The sequence below is a fragment of the Streptomyces sp. NPDC041068 genome (assembly GCF_040647455.1).
GTDB lineage: Bacteria > Actinomycetota > Actinomycetes > Streptomycetales > Streptomycetaceae > Streptomyces.
Window position 1 is genome coordinate 78,177 of record NZ_JBEZCG010000006.1, and the last position, 16,332, is coordinate 94,508.

Below are 16,332 nucleotides of genomic sequence, written 5' to 3' on the forward strand. Positions count from 1 at the left end.
GGGCGGGTTGGAGGGCAGTCCGCCCGGCACGGCTGAAGAGCGCCGCGTGACGGCTGAGAGGCCGCGCCGGGGCGGGCTGGGAAACCGCGCCGGGCAGGCCCGGAGGCCGCGGCCGGGCGGCCGGGCGGCCGGGTGGCCGGGTGGCCGTGTCGGGCGGCTGTGTGGTGGCCGGGCGGAGTGGGCAGGTGTGGTTCGGTCGGGCTCAGCCTGTGGGAAGTGCCCGTTTCATGATCTTCCCCATGTCGTTGCGCGGCAGCGCCTCCAGATACCGCACCACCCGCGGCCTCTTGTGCGGGGCGAGAGCGGATGCCACGTGGTTCGCCAAGTCCTCCGCGGGCGGCGGGGCATCGGCGTCCGCGGGAACGATCCATGCCACGATCCGTTCGCCGAGGTCGGGGTCCGGCTCCCCGGTGACGGCGGCCTCCCGTACCCCGGAGTGCGAGAGCAGCGCGTTCTCGATCTCGCCCGCGCCGATCTTGTAGCCGCCGCTCTTGATGAGGTCCGTGGCCTTGCGGCCGACGATGCGTACGTAGCCGTCGGGGTCCCGCACCGCCATGTCGCCGGTGCGGAACCAGCCGCCCGGCGCGAAGGCCTCGGCGGTGGCGTCGGGGCGGTTCAGGTACTGGGTGAAGAGGTTGGGGCCGCGCACCTGGATCTCGCCGACCGCCTCGGGGCCGCGCTCAGTGATCTCCGTGCCCGCCTCGTCGACCAGGCGCAGGTCGACACCCGGCAGCGGCACCCCGACCGTGCCCGCGCGGGCCTCGCCGTCCGCCCGCACGCTGGTGTTCATGAGCGTCTCCGTCATGCCGTACCGCTCGACGACGCGGCGCCCCGTGGCCGCCGCGATGCGCTCGTGGTCGTGGACCGGCAGCGCCGCCGAGCCGGAGACCAGGAGCCGTGCCCCGGCCAGCGCCTTCGCCAACTCCGGTTCGCCGGGCAGGGCTTCGGCGATCCGGTGGTACATCGTCGGCACCCCGAACAGCATGGTCGCCCCGGAGCCGAGCTCGCGGGCCACGCCTTCGGTGCTGAACCGCCCGAGGTGGCGCACGGAGCCGCCGCGCCGCAGCGGGCCGAGCGTGCCGAGGATCAGGCCGTGCACGTGGAAGAGCGGCAGGCCGTGCACGAGGACGTCGTCGGCGGTCCACTGCCAGGCGTCCTCCAGGGCGTCCAACGTGGCGGCGATCGCGCGACGCGGGACGACGGCGCCCTTGGGCGGGCCCGTGGTGCCGGAGGTGTAGACGATCAGGGCGGGGGTTTCGGGGTCCGGTTCGCCGGGGGTGCCGGTGGGGTGGTCCCCGCCGTCCTGGCGCAGGACGCCGTCCTGTCGTACGTCGACCTCGTGCCGCTCCAAGCCGACCAGTGCGGGCGGCAGTTGGGCGCCGGGCTCGACGAGCACCAGGGAGGGCGCGCTGTCGCGCAGGATGTGAGTGAGCTCGGAGTCGCCCGACTTCGGGTTGAGCGGCACGGCCGGTACGCCGGCGAGCAGCGCGGCGACCACGCCGACAGCCGTCTCCAGGGACGGCGTGGCCCAGACGGCGACCCGGCCCGCGTCACGCAGCCGCTCCGCCAACGAGCCCGCGATCGAGGCCAGTTCCGGGTAGGTCAGCGAACGGTCGCCGAACCGCAGGGCCTCGCCGTGCGCGGCGTCCAGGGCCGGGAAGAGGGGTTCCACGTCTCGTACTCCTCGTTGTCTGCTCGGTGTTGTCTGCTCGGTCGGTGCACAGCCTGTGCAGTCTCTGCACCGGTGCGTAATGAGAGTGTTACGCCGCCGAAGGTGCGGTGTCACAGTGATCGCTGAGGCTGATGTGGTCATCAATTGCCCAGCTGAACACCAGTAATCCGGTCCTCCCCCCCACGATCCGAACAGGATGGGACCACCTTCATGTCCGATGTCCTGAGGCGTCCCGATGCCTCGACCCACTCGCCCCACCCTCCACAGGTGCTCGTACCGCACCAGTTCACCACCTCCGCCCCCGCGTCGACGGGCCACCCTCACGTGCTCGCGGTCGGCGCCCCGGGCCCCGGCAGGGAACAGCTCACCCGCATCCTCCGCCGCACCGGCCACGAGGTCACGCACGCCGTCCCCGGCGACGTGCGCCGCCAGGTCAGGCAGGCCACCCCCGATGCGATCGTCGCCCTGGACGACGGCCCCGACGGGTGCAGCCGCGGCCGCGACGTCATACGCGAGGTCCGCGCCGACCCGGCGGGCCAGGCCCTGCCGCTGGTCATGGTCACCGCCGGGCGTGCCCCCGCCACCGTCGCCGAACTCCTGCGGCACGGCGCCGACGACTGCGTGAATCAGGCGTCCGACCCGGACGAGCTGTCCGCCCGCATCGCGGCCAAGCTGCACCGCGTGCCGGTCCCCGTCGAGCAACTGCTCCTGGACCCGCGCACCGGCCTGTACTCGGCGCCCCACTTCATGGCCGAGCTCGACCGCGAACTCCAACGCCCCGCCGCGGCACGGCGCGGCGGCATCCTCGCCGTGGTCCGCGTCGCCGAGGCCGAGGCTTTGGAGACCCGCCTCGGGCCGCGCGTGCGGCGCGAGGTCGCCGAGCGGCTCGCCCAGGTCGGCGAGCGTTCGGGCAATGTCTGCGACCGGCTCGGCTGGGACGAGGAGGGGCGCCTGCTCGTCCTGATGCCCGGCGTCGACGAGGAGGCGGCGGCAAAGAGCCTGCGGGAGTTCGCGGCCTCCGTGGCCGGCACGCGGTTCGTCGTGGCCGACGAGAACGTCCGGCTCACCCCGGCGGTCGGCTGGACCCCGCTGCCCGCCCGCACCGGCAGGGGCGCGGCCGCGCAGGCCGCCGAGCAGGCCCGCGACGCCGCCGACGAGGCCCTGCGCCACCGCGACCTGCGGCCCGTGCGCTACGAGCCGTGGATGCGGGCCGCCGCCGCGCACGGCCACCGCAGGGCTCGACCGGGCCCGCGCGCCCTGCTCGCCGCCGTGACGCCGCTGCTCTCCCCGGTCCTGATGCTGGCGCTCGGCGTGGGCGTGCCGTTCCTGCTCTACCAACAGGCGTACGAGGCGAGCTGGGACGCGGCCGCGGTCGCCTACTGGGTGGTCGTCGCGGGCCTGGTGACCTCCGCCCTGCTCATCGTCCTCGAATGCCTCTACTCGCTGGACGCGAAGCAGCGCCCGGCCGCGCCGGGAGCGCCGTACCCGGCGGCGAGCGCGGTCATCGCGGCGTACCTGCCGAACGAGGCGGCGACGATCGTCGACACCGTCGAGTCGTTCCTGTGCCTGGACTACCCGGGCGACCTGGAGATCGTCCTCGCCTACAACACCCCGCACCCGCTGCCCGTCGAGGAGACCCTGCGGGACATCGCCCGGCGCGATCCGCGGCTCGTGCTCCTTCCCGTGGCCGGCAGCACCTCCAAGGCGCAGAACCTGAACGCGGCGGTGACGCGGGTGCGCGGTGAGTTCGTCGGCATCTTCGACGCCGACCACCACCCGGCACCCGACGCCTTCCGGCACGCCTGGGACTGGCTGTCCAACGGCTACGACGTGGTGCAGGGCCACTGCGTCATCCGCAACGGCGAGAGCTCGTGGGTCGCGCGTCTGGTCGCCGTCGAGTTCGAGGCGATCTACGCGGTCAGCCACCCGGGCCGCACCCGGATGTACGGCTTCGGGGTGTTCGGCGGCTCCAACGGCTTCTGGCGCACCGATCTGCTCGCGCGCACGCGCATGCACGGCTCGATGCTCACCGAGGACATCGACTCCACGATGCGCGCCCTGAACGAGGGTGCCCGCATCGCCATGGACCGCACGCTCATCTCGCGCGAGCTCGCCCCCACGATGCTGAAGCCGCTGTGGAACCAGCGCTCGCGCTGGGCACAGGGCTGGCTCCAGGTCTCCCTCAAGCACCTGTGGCGGGGCCTGCGTTCGCCGGTCTTCACGCGCCGCCAGAAGACGGGCCTGTTCGTGCTGCTCGGCTGGCGCGAGGTCCAGCCGTGGCTGACGCTGCAGATCCTGCCGATCCTGCTGCACGCCGCCCTGCGGGCAGGCGGTGCGGACCGGCTCGACTGGGCGGTCCCCGTCTGCCTCGTCGCCGCGGCGCTCACGCTGTCGGCGGGCCTGGTGCAGGCGGCGTTCGCGTGGCGGCTCGCCGTGCCCGAACTGCGCCTGCGCAAGGGCTGGTTCTGGCGCTACCTGTTCGTGACGACGTTCTTTTACACGCACTTCAAGAACATGGTGGCAAGGGCCGCCCATCTGAAAGAGGTGCTCGGTGACCGCCAGTGGCGGGTGACGCCGCGCGCGGCCACCGCCGGGCCGACCGGTGCCGGGAGGAGTTCGTGACCTCGCTCGTCGCCCCCGGGACCACGGCGCCGCCCCGCGCCCCGGCAGCCCGCGAGCAGCCGCAGGCCCGCGGCCGCGCCCCGGAACTCCAGGGACTGCGCGGCCTGGCCGCGCTCAGCACGGTCGTCTTCCACGTCTGGCAGCAGTACTGCACCTACGACGCGGCGGGCTCGCACCCACCGATCGACCATCCCTACGTCGGCGCGCTGATCTCCCTCGAAGTGATCGACCTGTTCTTCGTGATGTCGGCGTACCTGCTCACGCTGTCGTACGCGCGCGCGGCCATCGACGGCAAGGAGGGCGCGGTCAGGCCGGGAAAGGTGTTCCTCTTTCGGCGGGCGATCCGCATCCTGCCGCTGTACTTCCTCGCGGTCGTGGTCGTCTGGTCGACGCGGAACCCGACGCTGCCGGGGGACTGGCGCGACCTGGTCGAGCACCTCACGTTCACGCACGTCTTCGACCGTGAGCGGATCTTCTACACCCTCGGCCCGACCTGGTCGCTCTCCTTGGAGGTCGCCTTCTATCTGGTGCTCGTGGCGCTCGGGCCGCTCGCGGTGCGTGCCTGCCGCGGGCTGCGCACACGCCGGGCGAGGGCCGCCCTGTGCGCGTCGGGCTGTGCGGTCCTCTTCGCGGCGCCGCTCGCGTGGATCGCGTACGCGCACTACGTCCTCGGCGTGCCGCACACGAACTGGCCGGTGTACTTCGGGCCGCAGGCCCGCTTCGGCGGCTTCGCGGCGGGCATGGGCCTCGCGGTCCTGCTCACGGCGCTCGGCGAGGACCGTGGCCGGTTGCGGGCGCGGTGGGCGACCGCCTTGTCGGCTTCGGCGCTGGGCGGCCTGTTCGCGCTGTCCCTGTCCTCCGATCCGGAGAACTTCGCGCACACCTTCTACCACCCGATCGCCGCCGTGCTGTGGTTCGCGCTGCTGTACGCGACGCTGCGCATCCGGCGCGAGGAGCGCCGACAGACGCGCCTGCACGGCCTGTTGAGGGCCCGCTGGGTCACGGCCGTGGGGCTGATCAGCTACAGCCTCTACATCTGGCACGAGCCGGTGATGCTGTGGCTCGACGCGTCGGGGCTGCTGCCGTCGTCGCAGGCGGGCTTCCCGGTCGCGGTGCTCGTCGTGCTCCTGGTGGCCCTGGCGGTCGGCACGGCGAGCTACTGGTTCGTGGAGTACCCGGCGGGCCTGCTCGGCAGGGCGAAGGACGGCAAGGGGAAGGCGCGCGACTTCTACCCGGGCTGAGCACGACACGGCGACGCCGCCTCTCCGTGGGACGGGGAGAGACGGCGTCGCTGTGTGCTGCCGGTGACGTCCTGGACGTCAGACCAGCCAGCCCAGGAAGTGGGCGAGACCGGCGACGACGTCAGTGATGAGGTTCATGGTGGTGCTTCTCCTTGTGGGACTTTCAGGAAGGTCGGAACCCGGCGACATGCGGGCCCAACTGCCCGGACCTGTATGGGACATGGGCCGGGAGCGCAGTCACGGTCTGCAGCCCGTCGCTTGCGCACCGTAAGCATCGTCAATCGCGGGGGCCTCGCGCAATTCCTGGCGCGACGATCACCTGTTCCAGGGAACAACTGCCCAGTCGTTCGCATTCGTTGTTCGCATCTTCACCCTGTCCTGCTGTACTGACGCCCCATCAACCTGGGGGTGTGCCATGGCATTTCGGGCAACTGTGAGCATCGCCGCGAGCGCCGCGCTGCTGGCCTCGGGCATGACCGCGGCGGCCGCCGCGCGGGACTCGGGGGTCTCCGGGGGCGGCGCCTGCTCGCCACGCGTGTCCGTCGACCGCTACTCGGACGCGCTGGACAAGACGCGGGTCGACGGCCGGCTCGTGGGCGGCCTCTCCGCGCTCGCCGTCGAACGGGACGGCTCGGTGAGCGCCGTGTCCGACCGCGCCGCCCTCTTCCGGATCGACGTACGCGGCAAGGAGCCGCGCGCCACCGGGTTCGTGCCGCTCGCCGACGAGGCGGGCGCGGCGCTCGACTCGGAGGGCCTCGTCCTCGACCGCGACGGCAGCCGCCTGATCACCGACGAACGTGGCCCCGCCGTTCTCGGATACGGCCGGGACAACGCCCTGCTCGGACGGCTGCCGGTGCCGCAGCCGCTGCGGGTCGCCCCCGCCGGGCGCGCCCGGGTCAACCAGACCTTCGAGAGCCTCGCCCTGCAGCCGGGCGGGCGCACCCTCGTCGCCGGCATGGAGGGGGCGCTGGCGGGTGACGGCACGGACGCGGCGGGGCGGCCCCTGAACCGCGTACAGACCTGGCAACGCGGGGCGCGGGGCGGTGAGTTCACGCTCGGGTGGCAGTACGCCTACCCGGTCGACCCGGGCAGGGGCCTCGTCGAGCTCGCGCCGACCGGGGACGGGCGGTTCCTCGTCCTGGAGCGGCAGTTCACCCCGGACTTCCTCATCGACGTACGCCTGTACGTGGCCGACGCGCGCGGCGCCGAGGATGTGAGCGCGGTGGAGAACCTCGGCGCGGGAACGCGCGCGATGCGCAAGACCCTGCTCGCCGACCTCTCCGACTGCCCCGACCTCGGCGCCCCCTCGAAGCTGCCGCCCGGGAACAACCCGCTGATCGACAACATCGAGGGGATGGCGGTGGTGGGCGGCGGTGCGCGGGGGCGCCTGCGTCTGCTCCTGGTGAGCGACGACAACGAACTCCCGCAGCAGATCACGCGCCTGTACGACCTCAGGGTCGCGCTGCCGCGCAGGTGACCCGCATGACCGTCACCGGTACTCCGCGAAGAACTCCCTGATCTCGGTGAGCATCAGGTCGGGCACCTCCAGGGCGGCGAAGTGGCCGCCCCGGTCGTAGTCCCGCCAGCGCACCACGTTGTTGGTCTTCTCCTCGTCGCGCCGCAGCGCGATGTCCTGCACCGTGAACTGGGCGATGCCCAGCGGTACGTGGGTGGGCTCCTGCTCGCCCCAGGCCTGTGCCTCCTCGTAGTACAGGGCGGCGGAGGAGCCCGCGGTGCCGGTCAGCCAGTAGATCGTGACGTTCGTGAGCAGGACGTCACGGTCGACGGCCTCGTGCGGAACCTCCTTCTCCAGGTTCGTCATGTCCTTGAACTTGTCGACGATCCAGGCGAGTTGACCCACGGGGGAGTCGGTCAGGCCGTACGCGAGGGTCTGCGGCCTGGTCGACTGGATCGCGATGTAGCCACCCGCGGCCTGCATGAACTCGTATCTGCGCCGCACCCTGGCCCGCTCGCGGTCGGTGAGCGTCGGGTCGTCCTCGGTCGCGCTCGGGTAGGTGGTGCCGCCGTTCACGTGCAGGGCCACCACGTGTTCCGGGTCGACGGCGCCGAGCGCGCGGGTGATGCCGCTGCCGAAGTCGCCGCCCTGTGCGCCGTACCGGTCGTAGCCGAGCCTGCGCATCAGCTCCGCCCACGCGCGGGCGATCCGCGTGGTGTTCCAGCCGGCCTCGGCCGTCGGGCCCGAGAAGCCGAAGCCGGGCAGGGAGGGGATCGCCAGGTGGAAGTCGCGGGACAGCGGGCCGATCAGCTCCAGGAACTCCACGACCGAGCCGGGCCAGCCGTGCGTCAGGAGCAGCGGCAGCGCGTCGGGAGCCGTGGACCGTACGTGCAGGAAGTGGATGTTCTGGCCGTCGATCTCGGTGGTGAACTGCGGGTGCGCGTTCAGCCGTGCCTCCCAGGCGCGCCAGTCGTAGCCGTCGGCCCAGTGGTCCGCCAGCTCCTTCAGGTACGCGACCGGGGTGCCGCGGCTCCAGTCCTGGCCCGGGATCTCCGAGGGCCAGCGGGTGCGGGCCAGGCGGTCCCTGAGGTCGTCCAACTCGGCCTGGGGGACGGCGAGGTGGAAGGGGTGGGTCTCGGCGGTGGCGTCCGTGTTCGGCTCCATGCCCTGAACAGTAGGAGCCCTTGAGGACAGGTTGTGTCCTCAAGGGCTCAAGGGCTCAAGGGCTCCGGGTCTCCGGGCCTCCGGGTCGGAAAGTGCCGTCCGGGGGCTTCAGTGGGCCGGGCGCTCAATACGTCAGCAGCACACCCGCGTACGAGACGCCCGCGATCACCACCCACGAGACGAGCCCGAGCGCCGCGACCCGGCCGCCCGTGCGCGTCAGGGACGGCAGGTCGACCGCGCTGCCGAGGCCGAACAGGGCGGCGGCAAGCAGGAGTTCCTGCGCGGTCTGCGCCACGTCGATCGCCCCGCCCGGCAGCCAGCCCGTGGTGCGCAGCGCGACCATGGCGATGAAGCCGACGACGAACAGCGGTACGAGCGGCGGCCGCTTGGCGCTCCTGGCGGCCCGCCCCGCGCCGGACCTCGACCTCGCCCGCGCCCTGACCGACAGGGCCACCGCGGCGACCAGCGGCGCGAGCAGCGCGACCCGCATCAGCTTGACCAGGACCGCGTCGCCGAGCGCCCCCGCGCCCGCGGTCTGCGCGGTCGCCACGACCTGCCCCACGTCGTGCACGCTCGCCCCGACCCAGCGCCCGAACTCCGCGTCGCTGAGCCCCAACGGGCCCTGCAGCAGCGGCAGTACGGCGATGGCGAGGGTGCCGCACAGCGTCACCAGGGCCACCGAGGTGGCGGTGTCCCGCTCGTCGCTCTCGGACACCTCGCCGACCGCGCCGATCGCGGAGGCCCCGCAGATCGAGTAGCCGGTGGCGATGAGCAGCGGCTGGTCGCCGCGCAGCCCCATGCGGCGGCCCAGCCACCAGGTGCCGAAGAAGGTCACCGCGACCACGCAGAGCACCATCACGACCGAGGCCCAGCCGAGCCCGAGCACGTCGTCCAGGCTCAGCTTCAGGCCGAGCAGCACGACGCCGACCCGCATGAGGCGCTTGCCCGCGAACGTCAGGCCCGCCTTGCCGGGACCCCGCACGAACGCGTGCGCCGCGCCCGGCAGATGGGCCGCGACGATGCCGAGCACCACGGCGGCCGTGAGCATCGGGACGCCGGGCACGAGCCGGTGCACGCACCAGGCGACGCCGACACCGAGGACGGCGAGCGCGAGGCCCGGCAGCTTGCCCGAGGGGCGGCGCGGCGCGACCGCCGAAGTGATGTCCTGTGTACGGGACTTGGCGCGTTCTCCGAGCAGCGCCATTACCGGTCGGCCGGCAGCTCGTACACCCGGCGGACGCTGCTGCCCAGGCGGGCGATGTCCGCGCCGTAGATGTGGAGGGATATCGCGCGCGTCCCGCAGGCGTTCCACACCCGGTGGATGTCGCCGGGCGGCGCGAAGCCGCAGACCGCGCCCTGCGGGTTGACGACGTCCTCGGTGGCGATCAGGCGCGCCGTTCCGCCGGTCTCGGCGGCGGGTACGAGACGGTAGCGCCGCTCCTGCTCCTCGCCCTCGTGCACGCCCGTGACGCACCAGGACACGTGGTCGTGGACGGAGGTCCGCTGCCCCGGCAGCCAGACCAGCGCCACGATGGAGAACGAGCCGTCGCCCTCGGCGTGCAGGACGTGCTGGCGGTAGCGCTCGGGGTCGCCCTCCTGCTGTTCGGCGGTGAGCAGATCGGCGGCGCCCAGGTGGGGCGAGAGCCGCTCGCCGACCAGGTACGCGGTCAGGTCGGGAGGCAGGCCGCGCCCGACGGCCTCGCGCACGTCGGCGACGAGGGTGTCGAGGCGCTCTGTGGTCCGGGCGGCCCGGTACGCGGTCGTAGTGCTCATACCGGCAGCGTCGCGCCGCCCGATCCATCACGTCCAACGACAGTTGTTTGGCATCCCCGCAACTTTTGCTTATGGATGGCGCGTGGGTGTGGCCGGAATGGGCCGCTTCCCTCCCGGAGGGAGGTCAGCAGCCGACGCGGTTGGCGGCCACGGTCCTCAGTTCGTCCAGGACCAGGGCGGTCGCCGGTATGCGCAGGTGGTCCTTGAGGACGTACGCGGAGACCTGGCGCCGCGAGGCGGGATCCAGGGCGCGTCCTGTCACCTTGCGGTGGCACAGGAAGTTCAGGACGAGGCCCGGCATCATCGCGACGCCGAGCCCCTCGGCGACCAGGCTCTGCACCACCAGGTTGTCGTCGGTGGTGAACGCGATGTCCGGCGCGAAGCCCAACTCGGCGCACTCGTGCAGGAAGTTGGCGCGGCAGCGGGGGCAGCCCGCGATCCACCGCTCCTCCGCCAGCTCGGCGAGCTTGACCGAGCGGCGGCGCGCCATGGGGTGCCCGGAGGGCATGAGCACGGTCAGCTGGTCCTCCATGAGCGGGATCTCCACCAGCTCGTCCGGCACCTCCTCGTGCAGGCCGGGGTAGGTGAAGGCGAGCGTGATGTCGCACTCGCCGCGCACCACGCGGCGCAGCGACTCGGGCGGCTCGTCCTCCAGGAGCTCCACGCGCACCCCCGGATGCCCCGACGCGAGCTTGGCCAGGGCCTCCGGGATGAGGGTGGCGTTGGCGCTGGGGAAGGCGCAGAGCCGCACCCGGCCCGACCGCAGCCGGGTGATCGCGTTCATCTGCTGCTGGGCGGTGGAGATGTCGTCGAGGATGATCCCCGCGTGCCGCGACAGCGCCTCGCCGGCCTCCGTCAGCCGCATCCGGCGCCCGACGCGGGTGAACAGCGGGGTGCCGACGGACCGTTCGAGCGCCTTCATCTGCTGGGTGATCGCGGGCTGCGTATACCCGAGCGAGCGGGCGGCCGCCGAGTACGACCCGGCCCGGACCACTTCGTGGAAGGTCTTGATGTGCCGTGAATCGAACACCGCTGAATCATAAGCAGATGTTGGGAGGACCGAACAAGGGAGGGGGTCGGGCTTTTGTGAGGGGCTGGGCTCCGCGTTTCGGAGAGAAGCTCTTCTTGGGGCAGCTCATCCTGTCCCTCAAGGGGAAGGGGCCCACTCTTTGAGGGACAGGATGAGCTGCCCCCGGTCCGCGTCGACCAGCAGGACCCTCGCGGTGATCTCCTGGCCCACGCACAGGACTTCGCCGGGGTGGTCGATGTGCTTCCGGGAGATCTCGGGGAGGCGTACGAGACCCTGGGCGCCGTTCACGTCCACGAAGGCCCCGAAGTGCGTGAGCGCCGTCACGGCGCCGCGGCAGACGTCGCCCCGCGTCAGGCCGCCCAGGGTGGGCTCGGGGCCGTCGTCGGCGTGCGGGTGCGGCAGGTCGTACGGGCGTGTCACGGTGTGAAGGACTCCAGTGCCTTGTCGAAGTGGCGTTTCGCCGTGGTCTGTTGGGGGGCGGGGGCCGAGATCCACAGGTCGTACATCTTGCCGCCTTCGTTCCAGCTCAGGTCGTAGGTGACCCGGGGGCCGCCGTCCGCCGCCGTGCCGTCCCACGTGAAGGTCCACAGGGCCGCGGGGTTGCCGTTGTGCGTGGTCTCGCGGACCGAGCCGCCGCGGTAGCCGGGGTAGTCCGACGGGCCGTCCTCGTGTGCCTGCCGCATCACCGCGAGCGGCCCGTCCGGGTCCTGGGCCTGGGGGTGGATGCCGACGCGGAACTGTTTGCCCGCCGAGTAGTAGTAGACGCGGGGCGGTTCGGGGGAGCGGGTGAAGCCGTTGGGGACGGCAAGGGAGAAGCCCGCCGGGTCGGTGACCGTGCGGTAGCCGGTGGGGGTCGTGCCGCCGTCGGAATCCGGGGGGCCCGAGGGGTCGGCGGGCGCGGTCCTGCCCGCGTCGGGGTCGGTTCCGTCCGCGCCGCCCTTGCCGTCTCCCCGCTCGGCAGGAGGAGTGCCGCCCTTCTCCTTGCCCTTGGGTGGCTTCGGCTTCGCGCTCTTGGACGGCTCGCTCTTCTCCGGCTCGGGCGAGCGCGACTCCTCCCGCACCTCCTGCGCCGGACCCCCGCCGCCCGCCTCCCGCTCCGTGCCGCCGTCGCCCCGCGTCAGCGCCCACACCCCGCCGCCCACCCCGCCCGCCGCGAGCACCGCGACGAGGACACCGCCGAGCAGGGACACCCGCATCCGGGACTCCCGGCGCCCGGCCCGGGGCGCGGCGCCGAGCACCACCGGGTCACCCGTGTCGTCCGCGCCGCCGGACCCGCGCCCGGCGCGCGGCGGCGCCGCGGCCGGCGGCGAGGGCGTGTGCGCCACCGTCGGCAGCCGCTCCTCCTCCAGGAAGCCCCGCAGAGCCCGCTCCGCCTCGTCCGCGCCGAACCTCCGCTCCGGATCCCGCTCGAGGAGACCCCGTACGACCGGCAGCAGCGGTCCCGCGGACTGAGGCGGGCGGATCTCGTCGACGACCACCGCGTGCAGCACCCCGGCCACCGAGTCCCGGTGGAACGGCGACTCGCCCTCCACGGCCGCGCAGAGCAGCACGCCGAGGGACCACAGATCGGACTCGGGACCCGTGTGCCGCCCCGACATCCGCTCGGGCGCGGTGTACTCGGGCGAGCCCACGAACGCCCCGGTCTGTGTGAGCGTGGTCTGCCCCGCGACCTGCGCGATGCCGAAGTCGGAGAGCACCACCCGGTCCGTCCCCGACTCCAGGAGTACGTTCGCGGGCTTGAGGTCACGGTGCAGCACCCCGGCGGTGTGCGCGGCGCGCAGCGCGGCCAGCAGGGCGAGACCGATCCGGGCCGCCTCCGCGGGCGGCAGCGGTCCCCGCGCGGCGATCCGGTCGGCGAGCGAGCAGCCGTCGATCAGCTCCATCACCAGCCAGGGCCGCTCCTCGTGCCGGACGACGTCGTGCAGCACGAGGATTCCGGGGTGCTTCACCTGCGCGACCGACCGTGCCTCGCGCAGCGTCCGCTCCCGCTGCCGCTCGGCGTCGAGCTGCGAGAGCCCGGCGTCGACGTTCAGCTCCTTGACGGCGACGTCCCGCCCGAGCAGCTCGTCCTGCGCCCGCCACACCGTGCCCATGCCGCCGCGCCCCAGCCGCGCCGCGATGCGGTAGCGGCCGGCTATCAGTTCCCCCGTGCTTGCCATGGCCGCATCATACGAACTCCCTTGTCCCGCGCCGAAGTTGGGCCGATCGAGGTCACGGGGACCTGTCGGATCCGGGGGGAGTGTGAGGGGAGTGTGAACAGCGCGCGACCGTGCGACAGTTGCCTCCGCGCGCTGGTCACGTGTCGTGCCTGATCGGCTACTTTGGGTCACTTCAGCGGATCGCGACGGGGCGGTCCGCGTGGTGGAGGGGAACGCATATGAGGCGACTCAGCATGACCAGGACGGCCAAGGCGCTCGGGGCGTTCGCGGCGGCCGCGGCACTGGCACTCGCCGTGCCGGGCTCGGCGTACGCGGCGGAGGGGGTCCTCGTCATCAACGGCCAGGCCTACGAGAACCCCAGCGGCTGCTACAGCGTCGACTGGTTCCCGAGCTCGGTGGGCAACCACACCGACGCCATCGCCGAGGTCCACTCGGGCCCGGACTGCTCGGGCCCGGTCGAATGGCTCGTCTACCCCGGCGAGACCTACCACACGGAGACCGCGCAGAGCGTCTTCATCCTCTGACCCCGAGCCGAAGCCGCGTGCGCCCCGGCGAGCGTACGCAGTCGGCGGCGTACGCAAGAGGAGCTCCCGCGGCACAGCCCACCCCGCGCGGGCCTCGGTGACGTGGAGGCCGAGGTCCGTAGGCGCCGGGGCCCACGACGCTCAGTGCGGCGTGGCCCCGGCGCCGGGGAACGCCACCCGCTGCAACAGCCCCCACGTGAACTCCGCGACGCAGCGCCGCCGTTCACCGTCCGCGTCCGGAGCCTCGAACGTGAGGCCCCACCGCGTCGGTGCCGTCCCCTCCATGGGGCGGGCAGGGGCGAAGGCGCGCGCCGCCTCGTCCACCGTGCACGACCACGGCGTGAGGTCGTCGAGCGTGCGCAGCGCGGGGCCGGGCACCCCCGGCGCCCGCACCAGCCACTCGTTCCACACGGCGCCGTTCGGCGCGAGCAGCACCTCGAAGCGCAGATCGGGCCAGAGCGGCACGGGCCACAGCAGCGCCTCGCACTCCAGGTCGCCGATCGGGCGGCGCTCGCTCACCTCGGGCGTGCCGAGGACCGAGCGGTAGCGGGAGGCGGCGCCCCGGGACCCGGCCCCGCGGCTCATCGCCTGCCAGCGGCGATTGGACTCGCGCATCTCGGCGGTGGACACCCCCAGTTCGTGACGGGCGTTCTCCACCAGGTCGGGGTTGTGGTCGGCCATCCGGCGCAGCAGTACGAGCTGGAAGTCCAGCGCGGTGAACGGGCCGGAGCCACGGGAGGAACTAGCGGGCATGCGCCCCATCGTCCCGCACCGCGAACGCTCCCGGACGGCGCCCTTCGGGAAGGAAGAGGACCGAGTTGACGTAGCGCGGATGTCTCGGCGTGAGGACCCGGCGCAACAGGCCCTGCGACACCACGTACGCCGCAGAGGCCTGGTGCGCCTCCAGGTCGAAGGCGTCGAGCGGCAGCCACATGTCGTACGGCAGGACCCAGCCCCGGTAGCCGTGGTGGTCGGTCAGGAGCTCCACGATCGGGGCGATCGGCTGGATGCGGGACTCCAGCTCGATGAAGATCGCCGGGCGGTCGCGGCCGATCAGCTCCTCGGCGCCGCGCAGCACCGGCAGTTCGTTGCCGTCCACGTCGATCTTGACGAAGTGGACGTCCCGCAGGCCGAGCCCGTCCAGGGTCAGACACGGCACGTCGACGGCCGTGTCGTGGATGTCGCGGCGGATCAGCGAGGAGACGCCCCGCTCCCCGCGGTCACCGGGCGGCAGCCAGAGCCGGGCGGTCCCTGGCCGGTCCGTCGCCGCGGCCTGGATCACGCGTACGTTGCCGGGGGTGCTGGAGGCGAGCAGCCGCGCCAGGTGCGGCACCGGCTCGACGGTCACCACGCGGTGCGCGCGCGAGGCGAGGCGGCGCGACCACGGCCCGTACCAGCCGCCGACGTCCACGGCGGTGGCGCAGCCCGGCGGGCAGAGGTCGGCGAGGCGCGCGAGCTCCAACTCGAAGCGCGGATACACCAGGCGGGCCAGGGTGGCGATCAGACGGTCGGGGACGTAGGGCGCCACGCGGGCGGCGAAAGTCATACGCGCCCCCTCTCACGGGGAGATGCGCTTGAGCAACTGCTCGTGCTCGTCCTCCGGGACCTGCTCACCGGAGGAGGGCAGCAGCTGCGGGATGCCGTCGACGATCGGATAGCGGCGCCGCAGACGGGGGTTGTAGAGCGCCTCCTCCGGTACGAAGGGCTCCTCGGGGGTCAGCAGGTGCAGCGGGCCCTTGTCCAGCGGGCAGGCGAGGATCTTCAGCAGCGGGTCGTCGTGGTTCATCCGCTCGTCAACTCCTTGGTGGGGGAAGGTGGTTGTGGGGCGCTCGCGTCATGCTTGGGCATGGCGAGCAGCACGGACACGGCGAGCAGCGTGCCCGCGATCCGCAGCGCGAGGCGGACCGGGTCGTGCGGCAGCGCCTCGCCGAACGCCAGCGTGCCGAGTACCGCGGTGAACAGCGCGGTAACCGTCGTGCACACCGGGACGATCAGGGACGCCCGGCAGCGCTGCAGGGCCGCCTGCGACATGATCAGGCCGAACACGCCCGTGAACAGCAGCAGGTACGGGTACGGCGAGCGCAGCAGGTCCACGAGCGCGCCGCCGAGGTCCCCGGTCGTCAGATGGCTGGAGACGCCCTTGATCGCCAGCGAGCTCACCCCGTACAGCAGGCCCACCGCGACGCCGTACTCCACGCCCGCCGTCGGCATGCGGTGCCGGTGCCGCGCGCGGCGTTCCGCGGAGCCGTACAGCCAGACACCGGCCGCGAGCGAGGGCAGGCAGACCGCGAGGACCAGCGCCACGGGCGCGTGGCGGCCGACCGTGTCGCTCTCCTCGCTCAGCGAAAGGACCACCATGAGCAGCGCGAGCAGGATCGCGCCGACCGCGTACCGCTCGCGGCCCGAGGTCCGCTCACCGAGCAGCACCGAGGACAGGAGCAGCAGGAGGACCAGGCCCGACACGAAGATGCCCTGCGCCGCGGCGATCGGCAGCGTGCGGTACACCACGAGCTGCGCGGCGAAGCCCCCCGCCAGCGCCAGCGATCCGCCGATCCACAGCGGGCTGCCGAGCACCTGCCGCAGCAGCCGCGCGGGGCTGCGGACGCTCACCGACGGCATGGCCGTCAACGCCCGCTTCTCCAGGACGAACCCGGTGCTGTAGAGCAGGTTCGCGACCAGCGCCGCGGCCAC

The 16,332-nt window shown here is 72.9% G+C and carries 15 protein-coding genes; 4 read left to right on the forward strand and 11 right to left on the reverse strand.

The window, feature by feature from the left end:
* Positions 1-202: 202 nt before the first annotated feature.
* Positions 203-1,672, reverse strand: coding sequence for an acyl-CoA synthetase (locus AB0B50_RS15130; RefSeq protein WP_362330608.1), 1,470 nt, complete (start codon positions 1,670-1,672; stop codon positions 203-205).
* A 267-nt stretch (positions 1,673-1,939) separates the two neighbouring features.
* Here AB0B50_RS15130 and AB0B50_RS15135 point away from each other — a divergent pair, with 267 nt between their 5' ends.
* From AB0B50_RS15135 to AB0B50_RS15145, 3 genes are all read left to right on the forward strand, one after another.
* Positions 1,940-4,294, forward strand: a complete 2,355-nt coding sequence (locus AB0B50_RS15135) for a glycosyltransferase (RefSeq protein WP_362330611.1) — start codon at positions 1,940-1,942, stop codon at positions 4,292-4,294.
* Entirely contained in the window at positions 4,291-5,535 is a 1,245-nt protein-coding gene (locus AB0B50_RS15140; RefSeq protein ID WP_362330614.1) for an acyltransferase, read from the forward strand. The genes AB0B50_RS15135 and AB0B50_RS15140 overlap by 4 nt, the downstream gene beginning before the upstream one ends.
* A gap of 415 nt (positions 5,536-5,950) precedes the next feature.
* Positions 5,951-7,012: an esterase-like activity of phytase family protein gene (locus AB0B50_RS15145; protein ID WP_362330617.1), complete on the forward strand. Its 1,062-nt coding sequence runs from the start codon at positions 5,951-5,953 to the stop codon at positions 7,010-7,012.
* A 12-nt stretch (positions 7,013-7,024) separates the two neighbouring features.
* Here AB0B50_RS15145 and AB0B50_RS15150 read toward each other — a convergent pair whose 3' ends face one another.
* The 6 genes from AB0B50_RS15150 to AB0B50_RS15175 form a co-directional block, all read right to left on the reverse strand.
* The gene (locus AB0B50_RS15150; protein ID WP_362330620.1) at positions 7,025-8,155 is read right to left on the reverse strand and encodes an epoxide hydrolase family protein; all 1,131 of its coding nucleotides are present in this window, start codon (positions 8,153-8,155) and stop codon (positions 7,025-7,027) included.
* A 124-nt stretch (positions 8,156-8,279) separates the two neighbouring features.
* The gene (locus AB0B50_RS15155; protein WP_362330623.1) at positions 8,280-9,359 is read right to left on the reverse strand and encodes a putative sulfate exporter family transporter; all 1,080 of its coding nucleotides are present in this window, start codon (positions 9,357-9,359) and stop codon (positions 8,280-8,282) included.
* Positions 9,359-9,928: a cysteine dioxygenase family protein gene (locus AB0B50_RS15160; protein WP_362330626.1), complete on the reverse strand. Its 570-nt coding sequence runs from the start codon at positions 9,926-9,928 to the stop codon at positions 9,359-9,361. The genes AB0B50_RS15155 and AB0B50_RS15160 overlap by 1 nt, the downstream gene beginning before the upstream one ends.
* Positions 9,929-10,052: 124 nt before the next feature.
* Positions 10,053-10,958, reverse strand: coding sequence for a LysR family transcriptional regulator (locus tag AB0B50_RS15165; RefSeq protein WP_362330629.1), 906 nt, complete (start codon positions 10,956-10,958; stop codon positions 10,053-10,055).
* 117 nt (positions 10,959-11,075) lie between these two features.
* On the reverse strand, positions 11,076-11,378 hold the full coding sequence (locus AB0B50_RS15170) for a S1 RNA-binding domain-containing protein (protein ID WP_362330632.1): 303 nt from the start codon (positions 11,376-11,378) through the stop codon (positions 11,076-11,078).
* Positions 11,375-13,117, reverse strand: coding sequence for a protein kinase (locus tag AB0B50_RS15175; RefSeq protein ID WP_362330635.1), 1,743 nt, complete (start codon positions 13,115-13,117; stop codon positions 11,375-11,377). Before AB0B50_RS15175 ends, AB0B50_RS15170 begins: the two co-directional genes overlap by 4 nt.
* Before the next feature lie 233 nt (positions 13,118-13,350).
* Between AB0B50_RS15175 and AB0B50_RS15180 the strand changes: the two genes are divergently transcribed.
* On the forward strand, positions 13,351-13,641 hold the full coding sequence (locus AB0B50_RS15180) for a hypothetical protein (protein WP_362330638.1): 291 nt from the start codon (positions 13,351-13,353) through the stop codon (positions 13,639-13,641).
* 141 nt (positions 13,642-13,782) lie between these two features.
* Here the strand turns inward: AB0B50_RS15180 and AB0B50_RS15185 are convergent, their stop codons facing one another.
* Genes AB0B50_RS15185 through AB0B50_RS15200 form a run of 4 tightly spaced genes read right to left on the reverse strand, consistent with a single transcriptional unit; the run spans position 13,783 to position 16,332 of the window.
* Positions 13,783-14,403 carry a hypothetical protein gene (locus AB0B50_RS15185; protein WP_362330641.1) on the reverse strand — a complete coding sequence of 207 codons (621 nt, stop codon included), beginning with the start codon at positions 14,401-14,403 and terminating at the stop codon, positions 13,783-13,785.
* A complete protein-coding gene (locus tag AB0B50_RS15190) occupies positions 14,384-15,187 on the reverse strand; it encodes an FkbM family methyltransferase (RefSeq protein WP_362330644.1) in 804 nt (267 codons plus the stop codon). The genes AB0B50_RS15185 and AB0B50_RS15190 overlap by 20 nt, the downstream gene beginning before the upstream one ends.
* Before the next feature lie 12 nt (positions 15,188-15,199).
* Entirely contained in the window at positions 15,200-15,427 is a 228-nt protein-coding gene (locus AB0B50_RS15195) for a Trm112 family protein (protein WP_362330647.1), read from the reverse strand.
* Positions 15,424-16,332: a hypothetical protein gene (locus AB0B50_RS15200; protein WP_362331589.1), complete on the reverse strand. Its 909-nt coding sequence runs from the start codon at positions 16,330-16,332 to the stop codon at positions 15,424-15,426. The genes AB0B50_RS15195 and AB0B50_RS15200 overlap by 4 nt, the downstream gene beginning before the upstream one ends.